The 20297-nt window shown below is 63.2% G+C and carries 20 protein-coding genes, 4 pseudogenes and 1 other annotated feature; of the genes and pseudogenes, 15 read left to right on the forward strand and 9 right to left on the reverse strand.

Features of this window, described 5'->3' with window-relative positions; genetic code table 11:
• Positions 1 to 29 precede the first annotated feature (29 nt).
• The 3 genes from A0W34_RS29400 (at position 30) to A0W34_RS29410 (ending at position 3679) form a co-directional block, all read left to right on the forward strand.
• The gene (locus A0W34_RS29400; RefSeq protein WP_003942422.1) at positions 30 to 1661 is read left to right on the forward strand and encodes a fatty acid--CoA ligase; all 1632 of its coding nucleotides are present in this window, start codon (positions 30 to 32) and stop codon (positions 1659 to 1661) included.
• A 273-nt stretch (positions 1662 to 1934) separates the two neighbouring features.
• A complete protein-coding gene (locus A0W34_RS29405; RefSeq protein WP_003942418.1) occupies positions 1935 to 2468 on the forward strand; it encodes a PaaI family thioesterase in 534 nt (177 codons plus the stop codon).
• A complete protein-coding gene (locus A0W34_RS29410) occupies positions 2465 to 3679 on the forward strand; it encodes a cytochrome P450 (RefSeq protein WP_003942419.1) in 1215 nt (404 codons plus the stop codon). The genes A0W34_RS29405 and A0W34_RS29410 overlap by 4 nt, the downstream gene beginning before the upstream one ends.
• Before the next feature lie 268 nt (positions 3680 to 3947).
• On the opposite strand, the pseudogene A0W34_RS29415 reads toward A0W34_RS29410, so the two are convergent.
• Positions 3948 to 4223: pseudogene (locus tag A0W34_RS29415) on the reverse strand (MFS transporter); the annotation flags it as partial.
• Between the two features lie 128 nt (positions 4224 to 4351).
• Between A0W34_RS29415 and A0W34_RS29420 the strand changes: the two are divergent.
• The 4 genes and pseudogenes from A0W34_RS29420 to A0W34_RS29440 all read left to right on the forward strand — a co-directional run.
• The gene (locus tag A0W34_RS29420; RefSeq protein ID WP_042926433.1) at positions 4352 to 5038 is read left to right on the forward strand and encodes a TetR/AcrR family transcriptional regulator; all 687 of its coding nucleotides are present in this window, start codon (positions 4352 to 4354) and stop codon (positions 5036 to 5038) included.
• 627 nt (positions 5039 to 5665) lie between these two features.
• Positions 5666 to 6657, forward strand: a pseudogene (locus A0W34_RS29430) (IS3 family transposase); the annotation flags it as partial.
• Positions 5953 to 6081: a sequence feature (AL1L pseudoknot), on the forward strand. It overlaps the preceding pseudogene by 129 nt.
• A complete protein-coding gene (locus A0W34_RS29435) occupies positions 6657 to 8054 on the forward strand; it encodes an IS30 family transposase (protein ID WP_051649791.1) in 1398 nt (465 codons plus the stop codon). The pseudogene A0W34_RS29430 and the gene A0W34_RS29435, both read left to right, overlap by 1 nt.
• 4 nt (positions 8055 to 8058) lie before the next feature.
• A pseudogene (locus A0W34_RS29440) lies at positions 8059 to 8373 on the forward strand (integrase core domain-containing protein); the annotation flags it as partial.
• A gap of 269 nt (positions 8374 to 8642) precedes the next feature.
• On the opposite strand, the gene A0W34_RS29445 reads toward A0W34_RS29440, so the two are convergent.
• Positions 8643 to 9320 carry a GntR family transcriptional regulator gene (locus tag A0W34_RS29445; RefSeq protein ID WP_167349920.1) on the reverse strand — a complete coding sequence of 226 codons (678 nt, stop codon included), beginning with the start codon at positions 9318 to 9320 and terminating at the stop codon, positions 8643 to 8645.
• Positions 9321 to 9378: 58 nt separating this feature from the next.
• On the opposite strand from A0W34_RS29445, the gene A0W34_RS29450 reads away from it, so the two are divergent.
• The 4 genes from A0W34_RS29450 to A0W34_RS29460 all read left to right on the forward strand — a co-directional run bounded on the left by A0W34_RS29450 (position 9379) and on the right by A0W34_RS29460 (position 11083).
• The gene (locus A0W34_RS29450) at positions 9379 to 10005 is read left to right on the forward strand and encodes a peroxiredoxin (RefSeq protein ID WP_042926436.1); all 627 of its coding nucleotides are present in this window, start codon (positions 9379 to 9381) and stop codon (positions 10003 to 10005) included.
• Positions 10006 to 10120: 115 nt separating this feature from the next.
• A complete protein-coding gene (locus tag A0W34_RS29455) occupies positions 10121 to 10531 on the forward strand; it encodes a class I SAM-dependent methyltransferase (protein ID WP_308216554.1) in 411 nt (136 codons plus the stop codon).
• The gene (locus A0W34_RS33770) at positions 10506 to 10739 is read left to right on the forward strand and encodes a hypothetical protein (RefSeq protein ID WP_306670234.1); all 234 of its coding nucleotides are present in this window, start codon (positions 10506 to 10508) and stop codon (positions 10737 to 10739) included. Before A0W34_RS29455 ends, A0W34_RS33770 begins: the two co-directional genes overlap by 26 nt.
• Complete coding sequence (locus tag A0W34_RS29460; RefSeq protein WP_042925967.1) at positions 10736 to 11083, forward strand: DsrE family protein; 348 nt, start codon at positions 10736 to 10738, stop codon at positions 11081 to 11083. The genes A0W34_RS33770 and A0W34_RS29460 overlap by 4 nt, the downstream gene beginning before the upstream one ends.
• Before the next feature lie 37 nt (positions 11084 to 11120).
• Here the strand turns inward: A0W34_RS29460 and A0W34_RS29465 are convergent, their stop codons facing one another.
• Together A0W34_RS29465 and A0W34_RS29470 are read right to left on the reverse strand one after the other, a co-directional pair.
• Positions 11121 to 11993, reverse strand: a complete 873-nt coding sequence (locus A0W34_RS29465) for a cytochrome c biogenesis CcdA family protein (protein WP_042925969.1) — start codon at positions 11991 to 11993, stop codon at positions 11121 to 11123.
• Positions 11994 to 12004: 11 nt separating this feature from the next.
• Complete coding sequence (locus A0W34_RS29470) at positions 12005 to 12733, reverse strand: DsbA family protein (RefSeq protein ID WP_042925970.1); 729 nt, start codon at positions 12731 to 12733, stop codon at positions 12005 to 12007.
• A 106-nt stretch (positions 12734 to 12839) separates the two neighbouring features.
• Here A0W34_RS29470 and A0W34_RS29475 point away from each other — a divergent pair, with 106 nt between their 5' ends.
• From A0W34_RS29475 to A0W34_RS29485, 3 genes are all read left to right on the forward strand, one after another.
• Entirely contained in the window at positions 12840 to 13352 is a 513-nt protein-coding gene (locus A0W34_RS29475) for a hypothetical protein (protein WP_042925971.1), read from the forward strand.
• Between the two features lie 75 nt (positions 13353 to 13427).
• Positions 13428 to 13835, forward strand: a complete 408-nt coding sequence (locus A0W34_RS29480) for a DUF302 domain-containing protein (protein WP_042925972.1) — start codon at positions 13428 to 13430, stop codon at positions 13833 to 13835.
• A 53-nt stretch (positions 13836 to 13888) separates the two neighbouring features.
• Positions 13889 to 15007, forward strand: a complete 1119-nt coding sequence (locus tag A0W34_RS29485) for a hypothetical protein (protein ID WP_231917489.1) — start codon at positions 13889 to 13891, stop codon at positions 15005 to 15007.
• Positions 15008 to 15029: 22 nt separating this feature from the next.
• Here A0W34_RS29485 and A0W34_RS29490 read toward each other — a convergent pair whose 3' ends face one another.
• Positions 15030 to 15245: a YgaP-like transmembrane domain gene (locus A0W34_RS29490; RefSeq protein ID WP_006898201.1), complete on the reverse strand. Its 216-nt coding sequence runs from the start codon at positions 15243 to 15245 to the stop codon at positions 15030 to 15032.
• Positions 15246 to 15278: 33 nt separating this feature from the next.
• On the opposite strand from A0W34_RS29490, the gene A0W34_RS29495 reads away from it, so the two are divergent.
• Positions 15279 to 16154, forward strand: a complete 876-nt coding sequence (locus tag A0W34_RS29495; RefSeq protein ID WP_074447159.1) for a sigma-70 family RNA polymerase sigma factor — start codon at positions 15279 to 15281, stop codon at positions 16152 to 16154.
• 633 nt (positions 16155 to 16787) lie between these two features.
• Here the strand turns inward: A0W34_RS29495 and A0W34_RS29500 are convergent.
• From A0W34_RS29500 to A0W34_RS29515, 4 genes and pseudogenes are all read right to left on the reverse strand, one after another.
• Positions 16788 to 17261 carry a hypothetical protein gene (locus A0W34_RS29500; RefSeq protein WP_058228376.1) on the reverse strand — a complete coding sequence of 158 codons (474 nt, stop codon included), beginning with the start codon at positions 17259 to 17261 and terminating at the stop codon, positions 16788 to 16790.
• Positions 17258 to 19031 (reverse strand): annotated as a pseudogene (gene ctaD / locus A0W34_RS29505) (aa3-type cytochrome oxidase subunit I). Before ctaD ends, A0W34_RS29500 begins: the two are co-directional and overlap by 4 nt.
• A gap of 79 nt (positions 19032 to 19110) precedes the next feature.
• Positions 19111 to 19953 carry a sulfite exporter TauE/SafE family protein gene (locus tag A0W34_RS29510; RefSeq protein WP_042925974.1) on the reverse strand — a complete coding sequence of 281 codons (843 nt, stop codon included), beginning with the start codon at positions 19951 to 19953 and terminating at the stop codon, positions 19111 to 19113.
• Between the two features lies 1 nt (position 19954).
• Entirely contained in the window at positions 19955 to 20293 is a 339-nt protein-coding gene (locus A0W34_RS29515; RefSeq protein ID WP_042925975.1) for a rhodanese-like domain-containing protein, read from the reverse strand.
• Between the last annotated feature and the right edge of the window lie 4 nt (positions 20294 to 20297).

Consider the following 20297-nt stretch of genomic DNA (forward strand, 5'->3'; position numbering starts at 1 on the left):
TCGCAGGCACTATCGAATGAAGGAATGGTATGCAGAGCACGATGATGAACTTTCCCTTGACAACTGCGGCGATTCTGCGCCACGGTTCGAGTGTGCATAGCTCGGCAACCGTACGGACCTTGCAGTCCGACGGGAGCGTTAAGGTCGGCACTTTCGCCGAAGTCGGACGGAGAGCCGCACAGTTGGCCAACGCATTGCGCGGTTGCGGGATCACAGGCGATGAGCGTGTTGCGACCTTTATGTGGAACAACCAGGAGCATGTTGAGGCCTACTGTGCGGTGCCCTCGATGGGCGCAGTGCTGCACACCCTGAACCTACGTCTCACCCCTGATCAACTTGTCTACATCGGCAACCACGCCGAGGATCAGGTCGTAATTCTCGATGGAAGCCTGCTGCCCTTGCTGGCCCCTGTACTGCTGCAGCTCACCAGCGTGCACACCGTCGTCGTGACCGGCGAAGTGGACCTTACCCCGCTGCACCGTGACGGGGTCAGGGTCGTGGGGTACGAGGAGTTCCTCGCCTCTCAGTCCGATACGTTCGACTGGCCTGATCTCGATGAGCAGTCCGCAGCCGCTATGTGTTATACCTCGGGTACCACCGGCAACCCCAAAGGGGTCGCCTACAGCCACCGGTCGACGTACTTGCATTCGATGGCGGCCTGCGCCGCCGACGGACTGCGAGTCAGCTGCGATGATCGGATCCTTGCCATCGTGCCGATGTTCCACGCCAACGCTTGGGGACTAGTCTATGCCGCCCTTATGTCGGGCGCCGACCTACTCATGCCTGACAGGTTCCTGCAGGCTGAGCCGCTGGTGCGGCTCATCGACGCGCAGAGGCCGACCGTCGCGGGCGCAGTTCCGACGATCTGGAATGACGTCTTAAACTTCTTGGAGGCAAACTCCAGCTATGACATCTCCTCTCTCGGTCTGGTCGCCTGCGGTGGTTCCGCAGTACCCCTTCACCTGATGGAGGCCTTCGAGGAGAGGTACGGCGTGCAGGTCGTCCAGGCATGGGGAATGACCGAAACCTCGCCGCTGGCCGCCATCGCACGCCCACCGGTATCGCTCGATGTGCAGGAGCGCTGGCGCCTGCGCGCCACCCAAGGCCGCCCGGTTGCAGGGGTGGAGCTGAGGATTGTCGACGACGAGGGCAATAAGCTCCCGCACGACGGCGAAGCGGTCGGTGAGTTGCAAGCACGCGGGCCCTGGATTACCGGCTCGTACGTCGGCGAGGAGCATGACAGTGAGAAGTTTCAGGAAGGGTGGTTACGCACCGGCGACGTCGGGCGGATCGATGCACGCAATTTCGTGACGCTGACCGACCGCGCCAAGGACGTGATCAAGTCCGGCGGGGAGTGGATCTCCTCGGTCGAGCTCGAACTGCTGCTTGCCGGTCATCCAGACGTGCTCGAGGCATCTGTGATCGGAGTGCCGGACGAGAAGTGGCAAGAACGCCCCCTCGCGGTGATCGTTCCACGTGAGGGCCGCGAGCCCACACCTGCTAGTCTGCGCGACTTCCTCGACGGCAAGGTCGCCAAGTGGTGGCTGCCCGAGCGTTGGTGCTTCATCTCCGAGGTGCCCAAGACCTCAGTCGGCAAGTTCGACAAGAAGCGCCTACGCTCCCTGCACGCCGAAGGAGAGCTAGCTGTCATCGAAATCTAGGAAATTTTTTTCCAACCGGAGTTCTGAATAGGACGAGGCAGATGGAACGCGGGGCGGGAAGTTTTTCACGACACCGGCGTCCATCGCAGACTACGGCACTGGTGAAGGAGATGGGGTCGTGATCTCCCGTTGGGCGGGACACCTCGCCTGACCAACGTGGAGTTGAGCGAAGGGCTGCCACCGCACTCTCCGGAGTGCGCTCAGGTGTATTTGCATAACGGTCACACTCGAGACCGGCATTAAGCGCGGTTTCATCGACAGGAAGGTCGGACCATGGGCAAAGCTTCGGATGCGGTCGGGGGGTCGGTCGACCCAGACATGGAGGACTGGGTGCGCTCATTCCGGCCGCTGGAAGAATCTAGCTCGCCTGAGTTGCCACCCCACCACCCCAACTGTCTTGGGTGCGGGCCGACGAACCCGCACGGGCATTACCTGTCGGTACGGCGTTGCCGAGACGGCGTCGTTGCTCACCACCTCTTCGACCAACGTCACGTAGGGGCGCCCAGGATAGCACACGGCGGCGCGGTGGCGACCGTAATCGACGATCTTTTCGGTTTCCTGCTCTACACGGTCGGAGAACTCGGCGTGACGCGCCGTCTCGAACTCGACTACCTCGCGCCGGTTCTGCTTGCCACGCCTTACACCCTGCACGCCGATACACGGTCTCGCGATGGCCGGAAATTGAATCTCGCGGCCAGGATCGAGGATATAGAGGGTCGATCGGTCACCACGGCGACCGCCCTGTTCATCCTGGTCGACGTCGAACATTTCCTGCAGTCACAGGCGAATACTAAGAGGCAAGCATGAATGTACCGACCGAGAGGGAACTGCTCCTGGACGCCTTACTCACCGATCACGGCGCAGCCGGACCTTACGAAGCGTTCCGACGGCTGCGAGAGACGCGCCCCGTCTTGGTTACGCGATCGGGGGTGCTGGTATTGAGTCGCTACGACGATTGCGCGGCGGCGCTCCGCGACCGCAGACTCGGCAAGGCCGACGAGTCGCTGGGCTTCGGCTTGTCCGAGATCCCTGACGAGCTGCAACGTCGGGCCATGCATCGATTCCGGCGCACCATGCTGTTCCGTAACCCCCCTGACCATCACCGGCTGCGTCGACTGGTGGCCGACGTGTTCACCCCTCGACACATTGACGAGTTGCGCAGCCGCATCATCACACAGATCCATCACCTACTTAACGTCATGGAGGTACAGGTCTTCGTCGACATCATCACCGATCTGGCGCTCCCGCTGCCTGTGAATGTGATAGGCGAACTTCTGGGAGTTCCCGCGGCCGATCGGGCAGTTGCCGCGCCATTGGTGCGTGCCCTGCTCGCCTCACTGGAACCCGGAGCCAATGTTGAGGCTCTGACCGCCGCCTGTGAAGCCGAGAACCAACTTGCCATGTATTTCGCTGACCTGTTGGCGGTCAAACGCGCCCGCCCCGCCGATGACCTACTCAGCCGACTCGCCGTCGCGCACGGCGACGACATCCTGGATGACGACGAATGCGTCGGCACCGCGATTCTGTTGTTCGCCGCAGGGTTCGAAACCACCACAAACCTCATCGGCAACGGCGTCGCCGCGCTGCTCGCTCACCCCGACCAAATGCGCGAACTGGGTGCCAGGCCCGACTTGGCGAGCAATGCCGTCGAAGAATTGTTGCGTTACGACTCCCCCGTCCAGACCAACGGGCGCACGGTGCTCGAGCCGACACGGCTGGCAGGAGTCGATCTACATCCCGGTCAGATCGTATTGACCTTGCTCGGGGCGGCCAACAGAGATCCGGACCGATTTTGTGACCCGGATAAGCTCGACATCACCCGAACCGGAGTCCCACCGTTGTCGTTCGGCGCCGGCATTCACTTCTGTCTCGGCGCGCCGCTGGCCCGGCTCGAAGGATCCCTACTGTTCCCGATCCTGGTGGCTCGTTTTCCCGGTCTCCAGCTCGTCGAACAGCCTCGCTGGCGTACCGGGCTATCCTTCCGCGGGCTATCGAGTTTAAAGGTGGCAACCAGATGAGCCCTCCCCTACCCCCCACCAGAAGGGCTCAAAGTCTCGGGAGTTGAACCCGACCGAACCACCTCAATCGATCGGAGTCGCAGTGTCAGCGCAGCCTTTCCTAGGCTTCGCAGGTCGGGCGCCGACTCGCTTGCACGGCGCGACCGGAACCAGTTTGTCAGATCCATGCTCAGGGAGACGAGTTTACGGCCTGCGCGTGTGGTAGACGTGAGCGTGCGCGTGTGGTACATGTGAGCGGCTGGTGGCGGGGCCGGGAGAGAGAATACCGCAGCCCCGTGACCAGCACACCGCGACGCCCGTAACGGTCACCGATTGCTCCGGCAGGCAGCACAAGACACGCCAGCACCAGCGTGTAACCGTCGACGATCCAGGTCAACTGGGCTTGCGTCGCCCCGGTCTCGACCGCGATCTGCGGCAACGCCGAGTACAACGCCGCCATGGCCGCGACCACCAGCGCCACCGCCAGGCACGACACCGTCAGCATCCACCACTCGGCCCTGGTCCACCGGTCGATCTCAACAGCGCCCGTCCCAGGTGTGTCCACCGGCGCCTCCCAACTCAAAGACCAACAGTCTCGGTACGAGACCATTCGTATCATAGTGGTGGGGGCTCGGGATAGAGTCGACACATACGCCCAGGGCTGAACGAGACGAATCGGAGGAGCGCGCTCCCATGACCGCCCCGGACCACGCCACGACCGACTCACTCACCGCAGTCGACGAGCAGGCCGATCCGCGGCTAGCACGCTCACGCAACCGGTTACTCGATGCGGCCACCCATCTGCTGTCCACCGGTGGCGTCGAAGCGGTCACTGTCGAAGCCGTCACCCGCATGTCGAGGGTCGCGCGCGCGACTCTATACCGACACTTCGGTAGCACCAATCACCTGCTCGCGGCAACCTTCGAACGGCTACTCCCTCACGTCGACACCCCTTCCGGCACCGGACCCGTGCGCGAGCGGCTGATCGCACTGCTCACCACCGAATCCGACCTCATCGAACAGGCCCCAGTACAGATGACCACCCTGGCATGGCTGGCCATGGGGTCCCTTGGCGACGCCCACACCGACCCCGCCCGCCGCCCCGATCCGGCCGCGATCACCTCGCTACGCGCCCGCATCATAGAGCAATACCGCCAACCCTTCGACTACATCCTCACCAGCCCCGACGCCCGTGCCATGCTCGGCGAACTCGACACCACCTTCGCCCTCATCGAACTCCTCGGCCCGATCGTCTTCGCACACCTCACCGGACTGCGCACCATCGACCACGACGATTGCACCCGACTCGTCGACAACTTCCTCACCACCCACCGAATAGGCGCGGCATCAACCACTCCGGCCGAGCACAGAACGCGGTAACCGAAGACCTGGGCCAGTCGGTCAGAACAAAAAGTGTCGCGGACCCGCAGAGCCCGGTGTCGTAGCAAGCATGCTGTAGTGGACGGCGACTCAGCGCAGCCGTCCTGCGCGTTGTTGGTGTGGTGGGACCTTGATGCGTGGGTGCTGAAGGCCGAGGTTGACGAGCGCTTCGCGGCGTTCGAGGTAAGGCAGGACGGTCGTCGATGTGTCGTCGACGTCGAGGACATCGACGATCCGGCAAAGCCAGCATTGTTACGGCCACCGAGCGCCGTGACGCTTCCACAACTTCTCTTCCGGAGTCACATACGCACACCACCAACAAGAAGATCAACGATCACTTCTTATCCGAAACACGATGAGCGCCCTCCTGCCGGTTTGGGTGTTCGTTTTGACCGTCGTCATACCGGACGGTTAAGAACGGGCGTCTGGGCGCGACTGATGTCAGTTTCAGAAGACGGCTGCACTATGCCAGAAGTGGACTGCACTAGAGGGTCGACTAAGTCGACATAGCTTAAAGAGTGATGTCCACAAATCTCGCTAACGAAGCGAGCAGCCTCTCGCCGACAACGGAATCAGTGAATCGAACCGGAGTTTCCGGAGACTTCATCCTTTGGGAAAGATGGAGTCATGTCCTCAGCAACGAACAAGAGGTACCCGCCCGAACTGCGTGAGCGGGCAGTGCGGATGGTCGCAGAAGTCCAACACGAGTACCCGTCCGAGTGGGCCGCAGTCGAATCCGTCGCTGACAAACTCGGCATCGGAACAGCGCAAACGCTGCTCAACTGGGTCCGGAGAGCTCAGACCGACGCCGGCGAACGTCCCGGTGTGACGAGCGAAATGGCAGCGGAGATGCGCAAACTTCGAGCCGAGAATCGGGAACTCAAGCGCGCCAACGAGATCCTGAATTCGGCATCGGTTTTCTTCGCAGCGGAGCTCGACCGCAACAACAAGTGATCATCGACTTCATCAACCGATACAAGAGTGAGTACGGCGTCGAGCCGATGTGCAGGGTGCTCAGCGAGCATGGCTGCTCAATTGCGCCGTCCACCTACTACGACGCGCGCAATCGTTCCGCATCTCGGCGGGCTCTGCGCGACGAAGAGCTCAAAGCCGCGGTCAGCCGTGTACATGCCGAGAATTATTCGGTCTACGGAGCCCGGAAGGTGTGGCTGGAAATGCGTCGAGAAGGCATCGACGTGGCACGGTGCACGGTCGAACGGTTGATGGGTGTCCTCGGGCTCGAAGGTGCACGTCGAGGCAAGGCGAAACGGACCACTATCGCAGATCCACAAGGCCGTCGGGCGGACGATCTGGTGCAGCGAAAGTTCAACCCGGTTGCGCCAAATGTGTTGTGGGTAGCCGACTTTACCTATGTTTCGACGTGGTCGGGTTGGGTGTACGTCGCGTTCGTGATCGATGCGTATTCACGGCGGATTCTGGGTTGGAGGACTGCGACGACGATGGCGACACCGTTGGTACTCGATGCGATCGAGCACGCGATCTGGACTCGACGCCGAGAAGGGATTACCGAACTGGCCGGGCTCATTCACCACAACGACCGCGGGTCGCAAGGCGTATTCAACCGGTCGTCGCAACACCTACCCGATAGAGGTGTTCGATGAGAGCCATCGAGAGGCAGAAACGAGTCCGGGAATATCGAGGACAGATCGCTTCACCAGGGCGACCGACAATAGCCTGGCGTGAAGACCGGGTTCGCTTCTGGATCGCGATCGCCGGTGGAGCGAAAACCGTTGACGCGGGGATTACCGCCGGAGTGTCAGAGCCGGTCGCTCATCGTTGGTTCAAGCATGCTGGTGGAGTGAATCCGCAACTGCCCCCTAGTGTTTCTGGACGGTACATCTCCTCGTCCGAGCGTGAGGACATCGCGCTTTGGCGTGCGCAAGGCGAAGGAGTCCGACAAATTGCTCGCCGTCTGGGCCGCAGCCCGTCGACGATCTCGCGGGAGCTGCGCAGGAACGCGTCAACGCGAACCTACCGACTCGAGTACAAAGCATCGACAGCTCAATGGCATGCCGAGCGTCGTGCTCGCAGGCCCAGGGTCGCCAAAATGGTCATCAACGGTCGATTGCGTGAGTACGTGCAGGACAGGCTCAGCGGTGAGGTCCACACCACCACAGGGAAAGTCGTAGGTCCTGACGGTCCGTCTTGGGATGGGAAGAACAAACCCCATCGCGGAGATCGGGCGTGGGTGACGGGGTGGAGCCCCGAGCAGATCTCGAAACGGCTGCCGCTCGATTTCCCCGATGACGAATCGATGAGGATCTCAGCCGAGGCGATTTACCAGGCTCTTTACATCGAAAGCCGTGGCGGGTTGGAGCGAATGCAATCCTGGCATCTACGGCGAGGCAGGACCAAACGAATGCCCAGATCGCGTGCACGCCAGCAAACGTGGGCTCATGTCACTGCAGACACCGTGCTGGCTAAACGTCCGAAAGAGGTCGCTGATCGTAAACTCGCCGGCCACTGGGAGGGCGACTTAATCATCGGACTGAAGCGTTCTGCGGTAGCGACATTGATCGAGCGCACCTCCCGCTACGCGGTGCTCGTCCATCTCCCTCGCCAAAAAGGATACGGGATGATTCCCCCGAGGAAAAACGGCCCAGCACTGGCCGGTTACGGCGCCTTGACCATGAAAGACGCCCTGGCCAAGGCCGTCACCCCTCTACCGAAAACCCTCAGGCGGTCTTTGACATGGGATCGAGGCAAGGAACTCTCAGCTCACGCACTCTTCACCGAACAGACCGGTGTCCCAGTATATTTCGCTGATGCCAAGAGCCCATGGCAGCGAGGCAGCAATGAGCATCTCAACGGTTTGCTACGCCAGTATTTTCCGAAGGGGACCGACCTTTCCCGATGGAATTCCGCGGAGATCACCGCAGTGGCGAACGTGATCAACAACCGCCCCCGAGGAATCCTTGATTGGCGCACCCCCGCGGAGGTATTCGAAGAATTGCTACGATCTGCACAACAACACACTGTTGCGACGACCGGTTGAATACGCCCAATATACGTCAATTACGTTCACCGACAGGCTCATTGAGGTGGGTATCGATGCCTCGATCGGGGCGACTGGGTCGAGTTACGACAATGCTCTCGCCGAGACGATCAACGGGTTGTACAAGACCGAGTTGATCAAACCTCGTGGGCCGTGGCGAACGGTCGAGCATGTGGAGATCGCGACGTTGGAGTGGGTGGACTGGTTCAACCACCGGCGACTCTACGAGCATTGTGGGGATGTGCCTCCTGCCGAACTCGAGGCGTTCTACTACGGTGAACACAGAACTACGCGAATTGCGGAGTTCTCAAATCAGTAAGTCTCCGGACTCGCCGGTGCGATTCACAGAGTGAGCGAGTGCTACGGAATCATCCGGTGACTGGGCGCGTTTACCGCCGGGGCGTGGTTCGGGTTCGTTCGGTTTTTCGCATAACTGAGCACGGGTTTCATACACCGTCACCAACGCTAGATGTGGATCACGCATAGCGTCGCCTGACGTCCGAATCCACCGAACCGGCCACGCCGTTTGGATAGGTGACGGGCCGCGAAGCAGAGGCAGCTGCGGTCGTTGTGGTCGCGCCCTTCCGCTCAATCTGACGTGGGGTCACCGCGGATGAAGGTCTCTTCGTGTTCGCGGGACAGCCGAGCGGCCCTTTCGGCATCGCCCGCACCGAGCGCTTCGAGTATTACTTGGTGCTGTTCCGTGCTGGCACCCATGTCGAATCCTGGTGCCAATACGAGTTGAGCGGTTCGACCTTCGATCGACAGATGCTCCCACGTCGACAGCAGTGTGCTGTTGCCGGAGGCCGCGACGACGAGCCGATGGAATGCCATAGCGTGCGCGACCCATGCTCGACGGTTCGCGGTGACGGCGGCGGAGCGCATACCGTCGACTTCATCGGCAATGCGGTCCACCGCCATGCCGCGACCGGCTGCCAGTCGTGCTGCTGTCTCTTCCAGTGCGGCGCGCACCACTGACACCTCATCGAGCTCGTCCTGGTCGACCCGTCTGACTCGGCACCCGCGGTGCGCTTCGAAGACCACCAGGCCCATTCCGGCCAACTGCCGAAGAGCTTCACGGACGGGACCTTGGCTCACGCCGAGCTCACGAGCGATCCGCGTCTCGATCAACCGATCTCCTGGCGGGTACGTGCCATCGGCTATTCGTTCCCACAGCAGATCTTTGATTTGTTCGGGCAGACCGGTCACCGTGACGCCCTGCCCTGTCTTTGACCGAGTATCCGTCGACTCCGAGGGGACTTTCACATGTACCATCATAGATGATCGATTATTTAGGATCTACCATTATTGAGAGGATGCACCGATGAGTATTCGATTGGGCGATACAGCTCCAGATTTCACCGCCGCTACGACCACAGGAACGATCTCCTTCCACGAATGGCTGGGAGACTCGTGGGGAATGCTGTTCTCCCACCCCGGTGACTTCACGCCCGTATGCACAACCGAACTCGGTGCGGCAGCGCGGCTGAAACCTGAGTTCGACCGACGTGGAGTCAAGCTACTCGGCCTCTCTGTGGACTCGGTGGATTCGCATCTGGCATGGGAAGGCGATGTCGGTCAAACGCAAGGCACAGCAGTGAATTTCCCGATGATCGCAGACACCGATCGCGCAGTCTCCGAGCTCTACGACATGATTCACCCGAGCGCCAGCGCGGCGGCCACCGTACGTTCGGTGTTCGTCATCGCCCCGGACAAGTCGGTACAGCTGATCCTCACTTACCCGATGTCCACCGGCCGCAACTTCACGGAAATTCTGCGCGCGATCGACAGCTTGCAACTGACCTACGGTCAGCCAGTGGCTACGCCCGCCGATTGGCAGCCGGGTCAAGACGTGATCATCGGACTGGGCGTTTCCGACGACGAGGCAACAACACGGTTCCCCGGATATCGAACCTTGAAGCCTTATCTGCGGTTGACCGCGCAGCCCTGACCAGGGCACTCGTTCGCGCTGTTACCCCCCGGGGTACAGTGCAGTGAGTCACAGCTTCGTCGACGCGTGGGGTTGTCCGACCCTGCGGTGGTCAGCGGTGGAAAGGCGTGAATCAGTGAATTCGTCGGACTGGGATGCTCGGTACAGCAGCGTCGAGCATCCGTGGGGGTCGGCCCCGGCGGCTGCCCTGTCTGCGCGGTTTGCGGAGCTGCCCCCTGGCCGGGCGGTCGATCTGGGGTGCGGGAACGGGCGCCACGCTCGATGGTTGGGCGACGCGGGGTGGACGGTGAATGCTGTCGATTTTTCTTCTGTGGCAATCGAACTCGCACGCAGCGGCGGGGAGGACCGGTCGATCGACTACACCGTTGCCGACGTGCGGGCCTGGGAGCCGCCCGGCCCGGTGGATCTGGTGGCCATCGGCTTTCCTGCATCTACCGGTCGACGAGTTGGTTGCCGTCATTGCCGGTGCAGGAAGTTGGCTCGCACCGGGTGGACGGCTGTTGTATCTCGGTCATGCGCTCGATAACTTCACTCACGGAGTCGGGGGCCCGCCGGATCCGTCGATCCTGCCCGCCATCGACGACCTCGCCCGCGCCGCGAGCGGATTGCAGGTCCACGAGCTGGAACATCTGGTCCGCCCTGTCGGCGAGGGTCGGGCCATCGATGTTCTTCTCCATGCACAGCCGTGGGGCGCCGCAGCTCACCGTGATCTGAAGAGCGGAACTTTCACGTGACCGATCATCCGACTCCCCTGCGTGTGGTGTTCGCCGTCAACACCACACCCACCGTGGTGGTGCGGGCGATCCACAACCTTCTCGATGCTGCGACCGAGCCGGTGACGATCGAAGTCGTGTGCTTCGGACCGGGTCTCGATGCGGCCCTGCGCTGTTCGGATATTTCCCTGGAGATGCGGGCGTTGATCGATTCGGCCTCCATCACGGTGAAAGCATGCCGCAACAGTCTGGAGGGCAGAGGGCTCGGTGACGACGATCTGCTGATGGGTGTCGAAGTGGTTCCCGCTGTAGTGCTCCATCTCGCTCGACGTCAGCGAGATGGGTGGTCACAGCTCTACGCCTGACATCACATCCCCGCTCCAGTGTCGTAGGCACATCGTCTCAGGGCGTTCGGTTCTCGCGTTCACCGAGCTCGGAGGACTCGGCTGCGGTGTCACGGCCTCGACCACGGACGATGCGCACCGTCAGGACTGCGATGATCATCAGCACTGCGATCAGTAGTACTGCGGTGTTCGGTACCGCGTCGGCCACATCGCTGATCCAGACCTGCAGCGAGTACTGACTGTCGACCCCCATGACGCCGCCGAGGTTCGCTGTGCCCTCCGTGAGCAGGAACAGCACTCCGATACCGATGAAAAGTACCCCCGATATCAGAGACGTGGTATGCGTCTTCAGCGGTCCTATGCTGATTTCCTTGCCGCGCAACCACGTTCGTGATCCGAGCGAGAATCGGTCCCATACCAGCGCCAGCACGAACAGGGGTATCACCATCCCCGCTGCGTAGAGTGCCATGAGCACTCCGCCGTATGCGGCCTGACCGCCGGCGACGGCAACGGTCAGGACCGCGCCGAGCAGGGGTCCCGAGCAGAACCCTGCGAGCCCGTAGACCGCGCCGAGGGCGAAGACCGATCCGGTGGAGGAGACGTCGATGCGCGCGGCTGCTCTCTGAGCGGACCCCAGCGCGAAGCCGCGACCGACGATGATCATCACTCCGAGTGCGATGATGACCACGCCGCCGATCATGGTGGTGACCTCGCGATACCGGGTGATCGCCGAGCCGATGGCACCGACTCCGGCACCGAGGGGCACCAGGACCGCTGCCAGCCCGAGGTAGAAGATCCCGGTGCGGCCGGCGAGCTTGCCGGCCCCGTCGAAGGCGTACGCGAAGAAGGAAGGGAGCAGCAGGGCCGAGCATGGACTGAGAAGTGCCAGGAGCCCGCCGAGAAATGCTCCGAGAAGTCCGATCTGCGACATCGCGGGCCGCCCTACGCGCCGGCTGCGGTGTCGATCAGATCGACGAATTCCGAGAACGGTTGTGCGCCCAGAACCGGATCACCGTTGATCGAGAACGCCGGAGTGGCCGGGATACCCAGCGACTGCGCTTCGGTGGAGTCGGCGGTGATCGCGGCATCGAATGCGGTGCCGGTGGCGTCGGCGGTGAACCGAGCCAGATCCGGTACCCCGGCCTGTTGCGCGTAGCTTTGCAGCGTCTCCAGTGTCAGGTCCGCGTGACCGGTCTCGGGTGCATCGGCGTAGACGGCGCGGGTGAACTCCCAGAACTTGCCCTGGGCGGCGGCCGCGCGTCCGGCCCGGGCAGCATCGAATGATTGTTGCCCGAAAATGGGTAGATCTCGCCATTCGATGCGCAGGGTGCCGGTATCGACGTATCGATCGATCAGCTGCGGCTCGGTTTCCCGGCTGAACTGGGCGCAGAACGGACACCGAAAGTCCGAGAAGGCGATCATCACCACCGGGGCCTCGACGTCGCCGAGGGCCATCGGATCATCGGGCTCGCGGTGCGCCAGATCGCCGAGCGGTCCCATCGCCGGCGGGCCGCTCACGCTGCTCGACCCGGCGTCCGGTGCCGCCTCCGACTGCTCGCCGTCACCTGTCGTTCCGAGCACGAGAGCTCCCACGAGCACGGCCGCCACCACCACGGCGATGGCCAGGAGCACAAGGTCGCGTCGGCGAGTGGAGCGAGATGTCGAAGTCATGCAATACCTTTCGGCAGTCGGCAATACTGGCAGCGATACCCATCTGGGTATAGCCTCACAGTGTCACCCTACTCACACAACTACAACCCGTAGGAGATCCTCGCTGATGACCGAGCCCGCCACGTCCGACCGCCTCGACGTCGAAACCGCAGGCCGTTCCGATGACGAGGTGGTTGCCCAGTTCTCTCGGTACCGGCGTTGGGGGATGCGGGCGGCACGCGGCACTGTCGCCGGTGTGATCACCGTGTTGGTGGTCGGCATTCCCACCGACATCATCGACACGCCCGTCTTCGGCCGTGAAGTGCCGGTGCGGGCATGGGAGCTTCCGGTTCTGCTGGCCACGGCCCTGTTGACCGCACTGTGGTTCGGGATCGACAAACCCGCGCGGGTCGAGCGGACCGGCACACCCGCCGCCCTCGGTGTCGCATTGACCTTCTTCGCCGTCGGATGTCCGGTGTGCAACAAGCTGGTGCTGCTTGCGCTCGGCACCTCGGGTGCCCTGGGACTATGGGCCCCGATCCAGCCGTTCCTGGCGGGGGTATCACTGACGATGTTGACCGCTGCCGTGATCGTGCGATGGCGCAAGCGTGACTGCACCGCAGCGTCCTGCGCGGCATGATCGAGTATCGGTGGACCCACGCGGACCACTGTGAGTGACCACCACCCCCATCGATCGAAAGGAACCGAACGAACTATGACCGAATTGGCCATCGGTACCCGAGTGGACATGCCGTTCGAGGAAACTGTCGATGCAACCCGTGAGGCACTCGCCGAACAGGGGTTCGGAGTGCTCACCGAGATCGACATGCAGTCGACGTTGAAGAGCAAGATCGACGCAGACATCGAACGCTACGTCATTCTCGGAGCCTGCAATCCGCAGTTGGCGAAGGCTGCGATCGACACCGATCGGCAGGTGGGGTTGCTGCTGCCGTGCAACGTGGTGGTGCGAGCCGACGGCGGCAGCACCATCGTCGAAGCGATGAACCCCCAGGTGATGGTGGGGCTCTCGGATGCAGCGGGCCTGGCCGAGGTCGCCGACCGGGCCACTGCACTGCTGCAGAGCGCAATCATGGCACTCGGCGGAGACAGCACCACCACATAGATGGGTGCGCACCGCATCGGCAGAGCGGGGGCGGTGATCGGGACCGTTGCACTGTGCGCAGTCGCGCTGGTGTCGGGGTGCAGTTCCTCGCCTGCTCGAGACGTCACGGGCACCGATCCGGCGGCGCACCCGTCGTCGCCGTCCGCGCCGCCGGCGGCTTCGGAGACACGGCCCTGTGGTCGATCCCGTTCCTGTCGCAGCCTCACATCGTCGAGGACGGGTTCGTCGGAGTCGTCGACTCCTCGGACGCATCCGGTTCGCACCGGGTGCAGGTACTCGACGACGCCGGCACACCACGATTCGGCGTGGACGTACCCGCCGATCGCGACGAGTTCGCGGTCACCAGCACACACAACCGTGAGCTGTTGATCACCGAGGACATCGATGATTCCGGTTCGGGGGCACCGGCCACGATGACCGCCCGCGATACCCGCACCGGCGACCTCGTATGGGGTCCGGTCTCCACTGCAGGCTGCCTGACCGGGGCCGGGCTGCTGATCGACGCCGACTGCTCGCAAACGGATGCGCCCGTGGCTGTCGCCGCCGTCTCGGAAACCGACGGACACCGCACCGACCTGGCGGGTGCGGTCTCCGAATCCGGTGGATACGCGGTCACCGTCGACGGCGACACAGCGCATGTCGTGACCGCCGATACCGGCAACATCGCCTGGTCCACCGACACTCTCACCCCGCCCCCCGCAGCGATCCCCGGGAGCGCACGATTCGTCGCTACCGCCGGCAATGCAGTGGTCGTGGCATGGACGATCCCGACCCGTCCCGAACCGATCCAGGCGGTCTATCGCCTCTCCGATGCCGAGATCCGATGGATCAGCGGTAGCCGCAGTCCGATGGTGGTGACCGCCGACAGCAGTAGCGGGGCGACGATGATCACCACCGCAGACCTCACCGACGACGGAATCGCTGTCCTGTTCGAGCAGTACGGCACCCGAGGTTTCACCGCCGATCAATTTCCCGGTGCCGACCGCTTCGCTCTGGTCGGCGGCATCGTCTACGGCGCGTCGGACTCGGGGGTGACCGCCATCGATGCGACCTCCGGCCGCGTCACCGGCACATCACCGAGTGCGGCGCCGACAGCAGTGACCTCGAACGGTGTCGCATTGGCCCAGAGCAACGACGGGTACACCGCGTTCAAGGTGATCCCCCATTTCTGAGCTGCCCGCCCGCGCACCCCGTTCAGGACGTCTTGGGTCGACCTCGAAGATCGACGGAGAACAACGGGCCGAGCAGACACACGTTGATCACCCCAGTCAGCACGAAGACACCGCCGATCACTCCCACCACGATGCCCCCGACACCGCCGAGCACGACGGCGACCACGATCAGAGCTATTCCCACCACGATGCGCAGTGCGCGTCCGGCAGTACTGCGCATGAATTCGACGAACGACATGATGATTCCAGTTCTGTAGAGGGACTTTCACTGTTGGACGGGCGAGAACGACGAAGTGGACCAATCCATGGCTCCTCGCGCGAACAGCCCAGCCCCGACCTCGACAGCGCGGCATACGACGAGCGCTTCGCGCGCGATCTGATCGACCAGGGCACGACTCTTCGTCGCTTCGCAGCCGCGATGACACGATCACCGGCCGATACCGACGATCTGGTGCAGGACGTCCTCGAACGCGCGTGGCGCAACCGGAGAACGTTTCGATCCGAATCGGCGCTCACGACGTGGCTGTATCGAATCGCGATCAATCGTGCCCGCGATGTGGCCGCACGCGCGGAGAATCAGCGCACCGAACCGTCGGGCACGGGCGAGATCGATGGACCGATCAGCGACCTCGAGCATCCCGAGACGGTGGCGCAGGCGCTGAGCGATCGGTCCACGGTGCGAGCGGCGCTGGCGACGTTGACCGTCGAGGATCGAATGGTCCTGGCATTACACGACGGCGAGGGCTGGACGGCGACACAGATCGGTGCGGTCGGCGCGCTCACCACCGCGGCGGTGTACAAGCGCATCCACCGCGCACGGGTGAAGCTGCTACGCGCCCTCGACGACGGTCCCGCACACCCGCGAAACGACTCCCAGGCATGCAGGCGCACACTCGCCGCGGCATCGGACTACCTGGACGGGCGTCTCGATGTCGACGCCTCGGCCCGCATCGATGCGCACCTGCGGCAGTGTCGCCGGTGCCCACCCATCGCACAGGCCCTGATCGGTATCAAGACCGCACTCGGCCTGCGGCCGTGGACCAGCGCGGTACCCGAACAGTTCGTCTACGACGTCGCCCGCTTGGGCGGACCCCTGCCCGCCGCGAGGACCGATCACCCCCGACACCCTCAATCGGATACCCCATAGGGTATATTGGGGCGTGATTCGTCGACCGAGGGAGAGACTCATGTGCAGGGCTGTCACGTGCAAGAAATGCGGAAAAACGACGTGGGCGGGATGTGGTCAACACGTCGATCAGGTGATGCGGGGCGTTCCGGCGTCCAATCGCTGCAAGGGGCACGACTCCGATCCGAAGTCACCGGGATTGTTCTCCCGCATGTTCTCCAAAAAGTAGATCGCGGTCCGCAGCCCTGGTCCTGCCAGGGCTGCGACCCGAGTCGTATTTCTTCGCGATCTCGGTTGTCACGGTCCCGGTCTTCGTGGTCTCGCCCGTCGCGGCGTCGACCGGTCGGACCGTGCATGCGCAGGTCCGCATCCTAGTGAACGAACAGTCCCCACCCGATCAGGTGCAACACCACGACCACACGTGCCATCGCCAGCAAGCTGGGGCTTCGTCGCGGGAGAATCGATGTCGCGCAGGCACACTCACGTCGATCACCAGCACAGCCAGCCGTCCGGCGGGCAACGGAGGGTGGTCGTGATCGACGTCTGCGACCGTGGAGTGGCTTTCGCCGCCGCGCGGGGTGCGGGCGAGGTTGCTCGATCAGCAACGCCCGTTCCCGGACGCATCGTCGATGCTCGGACCGACCCCGACCAAGGTCAACGACCGACGGTGCTGCGGGTCGACCCACACCGAAATGGTGGCACCGGTCCCAGTGCGCGGACGATCGACCGTTCTGCACGCACATCGCACCGGTACGTTCCGGCCCCGGGCACCGTCACTTCCAGTTCCACCCGCCGTGAATCGACGTCGGATTCCAGGACCACCGCCCACCCTTCGACGATGTCGTCCTCTCGGTCCGCCGCCGTGTCGCGGACCGGAGACACTGCTGCGGGATGCAGCGGCGTGCGGGCTGCGAACATCATCGCCGCCATCAGCAGCACCGCGAAGCCGGCCACCACGGCAGCGGTGACAGCGGTCGCTGACCCGGGAGAGAGTCGAGGGACGAGGAATGTGAACACCAGGATCAGCGCGAGCACATAGAACCCCATGGCGACCGCTATCGCGTACGACACCCGCCCCGGTACCAGGACAGCGGCACCCGTCGAGCGCAGTCTCCGCGTGCCCGTCACCGACTCTCCCCTGAGGTCCCGCTGGCGGTGCCCTCTTCGACGCCGTCGGCGATGATTTCGGACGGCGCCCGCACGTCGGCGGTGTGGCCCGTCAGCCCGACATGGGCTTCGGTGCGCATACGTTCGACCATGTGAGGGTAGTGCAGCTCGAACGCCGGCCGCTCGGAGCGGATCCGGGGTAGTTCGGTGAAATTGTGGCGGGGCGGTGGGCAGGTGGTGGCCCATTCGAGGGAATTGCCGTAGCCCCAGGGATCGTCGACGGTCGCGACCTCGCCGTATCGGTAGGACTTGAACACATTCCACACGAACGGCAGCGTGGACAGTCCGAGGATGAACGCTCCGATCGAGGAGATCAGGTTCAGGGTGGTGAATCCGTCGGAGGGCAGGTAATCGGCGTAGCGGCGCGGCATCCCTTCGTTGCCGAGCCAGTGCTGAACCAGGAACGTCATGTGGAAGCCGACGAACGTCGTCCAGAAGTGCCACTTGCCGAGGCGTTCGTCGAGCATGCGTCCGGTGATCTTGGGAAACCAGAAGTACACCCCGGCGTAGGTGGCGAAGACGATGGTCCCGAACAGCACGTAGTGGAAGTGCGCCACCACGAAGTAGGTGTCGGTGACGTGGAAATCGATCGGGGGGCTGGCCAGCAGCACACCGGTCAGTCCGCCGAACAGGAACGTGATCAGAAACCCCGATGCTGAACAGCATCGGGGTTTCCAGGGTGACCTGTCCTCGCCACATGGTGCCGATCCAGTTGAACAACTTCACCCCGGTCGGCACGGCGATGAGGAAGGACATGAACGAAAAGAACGGCAGCAGAACAGCTCCGGTGGCGTACATGTGGTGCGCCCACACCGTGATCGAGAGCGCTGCGATGCCGAGGGTGGCGAAGATCAGGCCCTTGTAGCCGAAGATGGGTTTGCGGCTGAAGACCGGGAAGATTTCGGAGACGATGCCGAAGAACGGGAGCGCGACGATGTAGACCTCGGGATGGCCGAAGAACCAGAACAGGTGCTGCCAGAGCACCGCTCCCCCGGTCGCCGGGTCGAACACGTGACCACCGAAGTGTCGATCGAAGGCCAGCCCGGCCAACGCGGCCGCGAAGGTCGGGAACGCCAGCAGTACCAGCACCGAGGTCACGAGTATGTTCCAGGTGAAGATCGGCATCCGGAACATCGTCATGCCGGGTGCGCGCAGGCACACCACGGTGGTGATGAAGTTGACCGCACCCAAGATCGTGCCCAAGCCGGACAGGATCAGACCCAGTACCCACAGGTCGGCACCGACACCGGGGGAATGCAGTGCGCTCGTCAGTGGGGTGTAGGCGGTCCATCCGAAGTCCGCGGCACCTCCCGGAGTGATGAACCCGGCGAGCACGATCAGCGACCCGAAGACATACAGCCAGTACGCGAACGCGTTGAGGCGCGGGAACGCTACGTCGGGTGCGCCGATCTGTAGCGGCAGAATGTAATTGGCGAATCCGTACGCCACCGGGACTGCGTAGAGCAACAGCATGATCGTGCCGTGCATGGTGAAGAGCTGGTTGTACTGCTCGTTGGACAGGAACTGCAATCCCGGCACAGCCAGTTCGGATCGCATCAACAACGCCATCAACCCGCCGATGAGGAACAGACCGAACGAGGTGACCAGATACATCTTGCCGATCGTCTTGTGATCGGTGGTGGTCACCAACTGCAGCAGTGTCCAGCCCTTGGGTTCACTACGCGCCGGATACGGCCTGGCCGCCTCAGGGCGGGGAATCAGTGCGGTCATCGACGATCTCCTCGATCCAGGTGTGCGATGCGCCGCATTTGCGTGCGCAGAAATAGGCTGTGATGCACAACGATGTGCGTTACAGGGCCATGGAGGCCTGGACGGTGACGTAGACGGCCACGGCGAGCAACAGGGCTGCGAAGCTACGGGTGAGTGTGGTGGCAGTGACTTTGTCGCTGATGACTTTTCCTGCGAACGAGCCTGCGATTGCCGCGAGGGTGAACGGTACGACGATCTCCCACGGGATGGTGGCACCCGTGCCGAGGCGTTCGGTGAAGGCTCCCGCGCTGGTGATGGAGATGATCACCAGTGACGTTCCGACCGCGACGGGCATCGAATAGCCCAGTGCCAGAACCAGAGCGGGGACGATGAGGAAGCCGCCGCCTACTCCCAGAAATCCGGTGAGGAAGCCGACGACGAGCGCGGACGCGACCAGCTTGACTACCTGCGACGCGGTGATCTTCACTTTCGTGGGCTTCGTGGCGACCGCGACGGCGCTCAGGCGTGTTCCCGCGGTCTCGGCCGGGTCCGGTGTCGGTAGGTCGGCATCGTGTCCGCGCCGGGTGCGGCGCAGCATCGCACCGGCGGCGACGATCATCAGTGCCGCGAACGCGAGCAGCAAGATCTGCGGGTCGACCGATCGGTTGAGGATCGACCCGCCGAAGGCGGTGACCGAGCCCAGAATTCCGAACACTGCCGCTGCCCGCCACCGAACGTGCCGTGCTCGCGCATGGCTGATGGCCGCGATGATCGAGGTGATTCCGACGATGATCAACGAGGCGCTCGTTGCCGATTGCGGTTCGACCGCAAGGAGATACACCAGGGCAGGAACAGTCAGTATCGATCCCCCACCACCGAGTGCGCCGAGGGAGAGCCCGATGAGAATCCCTGCGGCAACTGCGATCGCGAGGGTGGCGACCATGTCAGATCACTGCGCCGGGGGTGCCGTCATCACGGACCACAGGGCGGCCGTCTTCGTGCCACGCTTTCATTCCGCCCGACAGATTGTGCGCTGCGCGACCGGCATCGGTGAGGGCCGCGACAGCTGTGCTCGACCGAGCGCCCGAGCGGCACACCACGACCAATTTCTGCTCAGGAGGGTAGGCAGCAGGATCGAGATCGCCGAGGCGTACATGGACGGCGTCCGGGGCGTGGCCGGCTGCCCATTCGTCGTCCTCGCGGACATCGATCAGGATGGCTCCCGATTCGGCGATCAGTGCGTGTGCAGCGGCCGGATCGGCTTCCGGTGGTGCTCCAGTCATGAAC

It is taken from the genome of Rhodococcus sp. BH4 (assembly GCF_002079265.1).
Classification (GTDB): domain Bacteria; phylum Actinomycetota; class Actinomycetes; order Mycobacteriales; family Mycobacteriaceae; genus Rhodococcus_F; species Rhodococcus_F qingshengii.